Origin of the sequence: Microbacterium sp. (assembly GCF_047606685.1) — a bacterium.
Classification (GTDB): domain Bacteria; phylum Actinomycetota; class Actinomycetes; order Actinomycetales; family Microbacteriaceae; genus Microbacterium.
On record NZ_JASGEC010000088.1, the window covers coordinates 1 to 6,939 of the forward strand.

The 6,939-nt window shown below is 70.4% G+C and carries 9 protein-coding genes; all 9 read left to right on the forward strand.

Annotated features, from left to right (window positions below):
* A partial coding sequence (gene prmC, locus QM611_RS10805) for a peptide chain release factor N(5)-glutamine methyltransferase (RefSeq protein WP_415079924.1) occupies positions 1-724 on the forward strand: 724 nt, incomplete at its 5' end.
* Between the two features lie 57 nt (positions 725-781).
* Positions 782-1,465 carry an L-threonylcarbamoyladenylate synthase gene (locus tag QM611_RS10810; RefSeq protein ID WP_415079925.1) on the forward strand — a complete coding sequence of 228 codons (684 nt, stop codon included), beginning with the start codon at positions 782-784 and terminating at the stop codon, positions 1,463-1,465.
* A complete protein-coding gene (locus QM611_RS10815; RefSeq protein ID WP_415079926.1) occupies positions 1,462-2,643 on the forward strand; it encodes an MraY family glycosyltransferase in 1,182 nt (393 codons plus the stop codon). The genes QM611_RS10810 and QM611_RS10815 overlap by 4 nt, the downstream gene beginning before the upstream one ends.
* The gene (locus QM611_RS10820; protein ID WP_415079927.1) at positions 2,640-3,119 is read left to right on the forward strand and encodes a hypothetical protein; all 480 of its coding nucleotides are present in this window, start codon (positions 2,640-2,642) and stop codon (positions 3,117-3,119) included. The genes QM611_RS10815 and QM611_RS10820 overlap by 4 nt, the downstream gene beginning before the upstream one ends.
* Positions 3,120-3,264: 145 nt before the next feature.
* Positions 3,265-4,086: a F0F1 ATP synthase subunit A gene (gene atpB / locus QM611_RS10825; RefSeq protein ID WP_415079928.1), complete on the forward strand. Its 822-nt coding sequence runs from the start codon at positions 3,265-3,267 to the stop codon at positions 4,084-4,086.
* A 46-nt stretch (positions 4,087-4,132) separates the two neighbouring features.
* Positions 4,133-4,360: an ATP synthase F0 subunit C gene (atpE, locus tag QM611_RS10830; protein WP_415079929.1), complete on the forward strand. Its 228-nt coding sequence runs from the start codon at positions 4,133-4,135 to the stop codon at positions 4,358-4,360.
* Between the two features lie 26 nt (positions 4,361-4,386).
* Positions 4,387-4,941: a F0F1 ATP synthase subunit B gene (locus QM611_RS10835; RefSeq protein WP_415079930.1), complete on the forward strand. Its 555-nt coding sequence runs from the start codon at positions 4,387-4,389 to the stop codon at positions 4,939-4,941.
* Positions 4,941-5,732, forward strand: a complete 792-nt coding sequence (locus tag QM611_RS10840) for a F0F1 ATP synthase subunit delta (protein ID WP_415079931.1) — start codon at positions 4,941-4,943, stop codon at positions 5,730-5,732. The genes QM611_RS10835 and QM611_RS10840 overlap by 1 nt, the downstream gene beginning before the upstream one ends.
* A gap of 64 nt (positions 5,733-5,796) precedes the next feature.
* A partial coding sequence (atpA, locus tag QM611_RS10845; RefSeq protein ID WP_415079932.1) for a F0F1 ATP synthase subunit alpha occupies positions 5,797-6,939 on the forward strand: 1,143 nt, incomplete at its 3' end.

Here is a 6,939-nt window from a genome sequence, read left to right on the forward strand (position 1 = left end):
GGTCCGCGGCGACGCGCTCGCCGAGCCGGACCGCGAGGCGCTGGCCGGCCTCGTGCGGCGCCGGGCCGCGCGCGAGCCGCTGCAGCACATCACCGGCGAGGCGCCGTTCCGCCACCTTGTGCTGCGTGTCGGGCCCGGAGTGTTCGTGCCGCGCCCCGAGACCGAGATCGTCGCGCAGCTGGCCATCGACGCGCTGGCCTCCGCGGCATCCCCCTCTCCGATCGCCGTCGACCTCGGCGCCGGCAGCGGCGCGATCGCGCTGGCGCTGGCGACCGAAGTGCCGCACGCGCGTGTGCGCGCTGCCGAGAAGTCGCCCGCCGCCTTCGCGTGGGCGAGGGAGAACTTCGCCGCGATCGGCGCCGCGAACGCGAGCGTGCACCTGGTCGGGCTGGAGGACGCGTTCGGCGACCTCGACGGCACGGTCACGGTGGTCGTCTCCAACCCGCCGTACGTGCCCGACGACGCGATCCCCCGCGACCCCGAGGTGCGCCTGTTCGACCCGCCCGAAGCGCTGTACGGCGGGCCGGACGGGCTCGACGCGGTGCGCGCGCTGAGCACGACCGCGCTGCGGCTGCTGCACCCGGGCGGCGCGCTCGTGATCGAGCACGGCGAGTGGCAGGGCGGGCCGATTCGCGAGTTGCTGTCGAGGGATGGATGGCGGGCGCTGGCCACGCATCCCGACTTGACGATGCGCGACCGCGCGACCACCGCGATCCGGCCCTGAGCGTCACGCGGGGCGCGCCCAGGCGGCGCGGGGCGCGCCACGTAGACTGGACCGGTCATGTCCCCCCTCTACGACTGCGGCGACGAGGCGCAGCTGCTTGCCGGCATGCGCCACGCGAGACAGGCCATCGCCCGCGGCGAGCTCGTCGTGCTGCCGACCGACACCGTCTACGGCGTCGCCGCCGACGCCTTCTCGCCCGCCGCGGTGCAGCGGCTGCTCGACGCGAAAGGCCGTGGCCGGCAGTCGCCGCCGCCCGTGCTCGTGCCCGGGCTGGCGACGCTCGAGGCCCTCGTGGAGAGCGTGCCGCAGCCGGTGCGCGACCTCGTCGACGCGTGCTGGCCGGGCGGGCTCACGATCGTGCTGCCGGCGCAGCCGTCGCTGGTGTGGGACCTCGGCGAGACCCGAGGCACCGTCGCGGTGCGGATGCCGGCGAACCGCCTCGCGCTGGAGCTCCTGGAGGAGACCGGGCCGCTGGCCGCCTCGAGCGCCAACCTGACCGGCCGGCCCGCGGCGGTGACCGCCGACGACGCGCAGGCGATGCTGGGCGACCGCGTGGCGGCGTATCTGGACGGCGGCCCGTCCGAGACGGGGGTGGCCTCGACGATCGTGGACGCCACGAGCCTGGTCACCGAGGACGAGCCGCTGGTGCGCGTGCTCCGGGCCGGCGCGGTGTCCAACGACCGGCTCCGCGACGTGCTGGGCGACCTGCTCGAGCCCGACCCGCCGGAGCTCGACGCGTGAGACAGTACGTCTTCGTCATCATCCTCACCGCCACGCTCTCGCTCGCGTTCTCCTGGGGGGTGTGGCGGCTGAGCCTGCGCTACAAGCTGTACCCGGGCATTCGCGAACGCGACGTGCACACGAACCCGACGCCGCGGCTCGGGGGAGTGGCGATGTTCCTGGCGATCCTCGCCGCCTTCGCCGTCTCGGCCGCCATGCCGTACTTCTCGCTCGTGTGGGAGAACCCGGCGCAGATGTACTCGATCCTCGCCGCCGCGACCCTCATCGCCTTCATCGGCATCGCCGATGATCTGTGGGACCTGGACTGGATGATCAAGATCGGCGCGCAGTTCGCCGCCGCCGGCATCGTCGCGTGGTTCGGCGGCCTGCAGATCCTCTCCCTCCCCATCGGCGGGATGACGGTGGTCTCCAGCTGGCTCAGCCTCGCCCTCACGCTGTTCTCGATCGTGATCGTGATGAACGCGGTCAACTTCATCGACGGCCTGGACGGCCTGGTCGCCGGCGTCTGCCTCATCGCCAACGGCATCTTCTTCGTCTACTCGTACCTGCTCGTGCGCGACTCGGGCGCGTCGTCGTACTTCAACCTCGGCTCGTTCCTCGCGGCGGTGCTCATCGGCGTGTGCGTCGGGTTCCTGCCGATGAACTGGAGCCCCGCGAAGCTGTTCATGGGAGACTCGGGCGCGCTCGTGCTGGGCCTTCTCATGGCGACGTCCGCGATCGCCGTGACCGGCCAGATCGACCCGGCCCAGATCGCGCCCGGCCCGTCGGAGGCCGGCGGCCTCGGCCGGTCGCAGCTGCTCGGCGCGTTCGTGCCGATCCTGCTGCCCGTGGTCATCGTGCTCGTTCCCCTGCTCGATTTCGGGCTCGCCGTCATCCGCCGGATGGGTGCGGGCAAGTCGCCGTTCTCGCCCGACCGCAAGCACCTCCACCACCGCATGCTCGATATGGGGCACAGCGACCGCGGCGCCGTGCTCATCTTCTACGCGTGGACCGCCGTGGTCGGGTTGTCGATGCTGCTCATGTACGTGTTCTCGATCTACATCACGCCGGGCCAGTACTGGCCCGGGATCGTCTTCGGCGCGGTCGGCCTTGCCGCGTGCCTGGTCGTCACCTTCCTGCCCGCCACTCGCCGGCGCCGGGCCGCGCGCCCCGTCCCCACCCTGGAGAGCCGTCCATGACCACTCCCGCTCGCCCGTCCCACTCGGTGATCCTGCGCAACACGCTCATCTGGTGCGCTGTTGCCACCGGCGCTCTTGCCGCTGCCGGCGCCGTGGTCGGCTACCTCGTCGCCGGGCAGAGCGGGCTGTGGAGCGCCCTGATGGGCGTGCTGCTGGCCGCCCTGTTCCTCGGCATGACCGCCGCGATCATCCTGTTCGCCGGGAGGTTCGAGGGGCCGACGAAGTTCCAGATCTTCTTCGGGATCGTCATCGTGGGATGGCTCGTCAAGCTCATCGTCTTCATCGTCGTGCTCCTCGTGCTCCGCGCCCAGCCGTGGGTGCACGGGCACGTGTTCTTCTTCGCCGTGCTCGCCAGCGTCGTCGCGTCGCTGGTCATCGACCTCGTGGTGATGGCGCGGGCGCGCGTTCCCTACGTGGGCGACGTCGCGCTGCCCGAGTCGTCGGATGAGCAGGCGCCGGGGCAACGCGGCACATGACGCATCCAATTCCTTGCTAGTGTGGTCACGTCGCGCGCAGCTGCGGCATCGGACCGCCGAACCGGGCGGTCTGTGCTCTGCTCGGCGACGCTCATGACCATCGTCGCGCCGTCCCGTCGGCGCCCCGAAGCCGGAGCCCACGCTGTTGACCAACGTCGCGTCACTGATCGCCAACGTCGCCGCAAGCGATGATGGCGAATTCCACGGCCCGTCTATCGAGGAGTTCTTCCCGCCCGCGTTGCTGTTCGAGGGCACGCCGTTCGAGTTGAACCGCCTCATGGCCATCCGCATCCTGGTGGTCGTCGTGCTGGTCGTGCTGTTCTGGCTGGGCACGCGCAACATGCGCGTCGTGCCGTCGCGCGGCCAGGCGGCGATGGAGTTCGCGCTCAACTTCGTGCGCAAGGGCATCATCTACGACACGCTCGGCGAGCGACTGGGGCGCCGCTACGAGCCGATCATCATGTCGATGTTCTTCCTCATCCTCGGGATGAACCTCACCGGCACGATCCCTGGCCTGCAACTGGCCGGCACGGCCGCGATCGGCCTGCCCCTGGTGCTGGCCCTCGTCTCGTGGGGAACCTTCATCTACGCGGGCATGCGCGAGAAGGGGATGAAGTTCTGGAAGGACTCGCTGTTCCTGCCCGGCGTGCCCAAGGTCCTCTACATCCTGCTCACGCCATTGGAGTTCCTCTCCACCTTCATCGTGCGCCCCGTCACGCTCACACTGCGACTGACGATGAACATGGTGGCCGGCCACATGCTGCTGGTGCTGTGCTTCTCGGCGACGCACTTCTTCTTCTTCACGGTGCTCGCGCAGGGCAACTTCCTCGGCCTCCTGGGCGTCGGCTCGTTCGCGTTCGGCATCGCCTTCACCGTCCTCGAACTGTTCATCGCCGCACTGCAGGCGTACGTCTTCGCCATCCTGACCGCCATCTACATCCAGCTCTCGGTCGCGGAAGAGCACTGAACGCCTCCGCAGACCGTCCCAACCACCCCTTGAAAGGAACCGTTCCGTGAACATCGTCGGACAACTCGCACCCCTGGCCTTCGGCCTCGCCGTCATCGGCTCCGGTATCGGCGTGGGCTACGTCATCGGCAAGACCATCGAGTCGGTGGCCCGCCAGCCTGAACTGCAGGGCCGCCTGTCGAGCCTGATGTTCCTCGGCGTCGCTCTGACTGAGGCACTCTGCTTCATCGCGATCGCGGTCGCGTTCATCCCGTTCCCCACACCCGGTCAGTGATCGGCCCCGACAGCCAAGGAGTCTGAATGCTGATCGCATCAGTCACCGTCGCCGCGGAGGAGACGACCGAGAGCCCGGTCATCCCCGCGATTCCAGACCTCGTCTGGGGCACGATCTGCTTCGTCATCGTCCTGGTGTTCTTCATCTGGAAGGTGATCCCGAGCCTGAACGCCGTGCTCGACGCGCGCAAGGACGCCATCGAGGGCGGGATCAAGCGCGCGGAGGACGCCCAGGCCAAGGCTGCGGCGGCTCTCGAGGAGTACACCGCGAAGCTCGCCGACGCGCGAGGCGAGGCTGCGGGCATCCGCGACGCCGCGCGCAGCGATGGCGCGAAGATCGTGGCCGAGGCGAGAGAGGCCGCCCAGGCCGAGGCGGCGCGCATCGCCGCCACCGCGCACGCGCAGATCGAGGCCGAGCGCCAGTCCGCGTTCGTGTCGTTGCGCGGCGAAGTCGGCACGCTCGCGCTCGACCTCGCCGGCGGTGTGATCGGCGAGTCGCTTTCCGACGACAAGCGTGCCCAGTCGGTCGTGGACCGGTTCCTCGCCGAGCTCGAGTCGTCCGAAACGGCAGGTAAGGCGTAATGGGCAGCGCGACCACTCAGGCCTTCGCGGCGACCAGGACGGCACTGGACGCCGTCCCGGGCGTCGACCTCGACACCGCGCGCGAATTGTTCTCCGCCGCGCGGGTCGTGGGCGACTCGTCGCAGCTGAGCGGCGCGCTGGCTGACCCCGCGGCGCCCGTCGAGGCGCGCACGCGCGTCGTCGCCGACGTCTTCGGCGGCGCGCTCGCGCCGACGACGGTCTCGCTGCTGACCAATGCGGTCCAGCAGCGCTGGTCGCACGCGTCCGACCTGGTCGCCGGCATCGAGGATCTCGCCATCCGCGCCGCGGCGATCGCCGAGCCGGACGCCGACGTCGAAGGCGAGCTGTTCGCCGTCTCGCAGGCGGTGGCCGCCCATCCGCAGCTCGAGCTCGCGCTCGGCAGCCGGCTGGGCGCGAGCTCGGCCAAGGGCGAGCTCGTCGAGCGAGTGCTGGGAGGCCGCGCGAGCGCGGCGACCGTGCTCATCGTCTCGTCGCTCGTGCAGCAGCCGCGCGAGCGCCGGGTGCGCCAGCTGCTGGCCAGCGCGATGCGGATCGTCAGCGATCAGCGCGGCCGCACGGTGGCGACAGTGTCCACCGCCACCCCGCTGAGCGCCGAGCAGTCGACCCGGCTCGCCGCGGCGCTGGCCAACAAGTACGGGCGGGATGTCTCGCTCAACGCTGTGCTCGACCCCCACCTGGTCGGCGGACTGCGCGTGCAGATCGCCGACGACGTGATCGACGGCAGCATCTCCGGACGCCTGGCGGATCTCCGCCAACGGCTCGCCGGCTAACGACCTCCGCCTCCGGGCGGCGCGGGCCAGGCCCGCACAACAGCTCCACTACAAAGGGAAGACAATGGCAGAACTATCGATCAGCCCCGACGTCATCCGCGACGCGCTGCGGGACTTCGTCGCCGCTTACGAGCCTGCAGGCGCCGCGGCGACCGAGGTCGGCACCGTCATCGATGCCGCGGACGGCATCGCGCACGTCGAGGGTCTCCCCGGCGCGATGGCCAACGAGCTCCTCTCGTTCGAGGACGGCACGCAGGGCCTGGCGCTGAACCTCGACGAGCACGAGATCGGCGTCGTCGTGCTCGGCGACTTCTCGGGCATCGAAGCCGGCCAGCAGGTGCGTCGCACCGGCGAGGTGCTGTCGGTCGCCGTCGGGGACGGATACCTCGGCCGCGTCGTCGACCCGCTCGGCAACCCGATCGACGGCCAGGGCCCGATCGCGTCGGACGGCCGCCGCGCCCTCGAGCTGCAGGCGCCCGGCGTCATGCAGCGCAAGAGCGTGCACGAGCCGCTGCAGACGGGCATCAAGGCCATCGACGCGATGATCCCGGTCGGCCGCGGCCAGCGCCAGCTCATCATCGGCGACCGCCAGACCGGCAAGACGGCGATCGCGATCGACACCATCATCAACCAGAAGTCCAACTGGGAGTCGGGCGACCCCGACAAGCAGGTGCGGTGCATCTACGTCGCGATCGGCCAGAAGGGCTCGACGATCGCGGCCGTGCGCGGCGCCCTCGAGGACGCCGGCGCGCTGGACTACACGACGATCGTCGCCGCCCCGGCATCCGATCCGGCCGGCTTCAAATACCTCGCCCCGTACACCGGCTCGGCCATCGGCCAGCACTGGATGTACGACGGCAAGCACGTGCTGATCATCTTCGACGACCTGTCGAAGCAGGCCGAGGCCTACCGCGCGGTGTCGCTGCTGCTGCGCCGCCCGCCGGGCCGCGAGGCCTACCCCGGCGACGTCTTCTACCTGCACTCGCGGCTGCTGGAGCGCTGCGCGAAGCTCAGCGACGACCTCGGCGCGGGATCGATGACGGGCCTGCCGATCATCGAGACCAAGGCGAACGACGTGTCGGCCTACATCCCGACCAACGTGATCTCGATCACCGACGGCCAGATCTTCTTGCAGTCCGACCTGTTCAACGCGAACCAGCGCCCCGCGGTCGACGTGGGCATCTCGGTCTCCCGCGTGGGCGGCGAC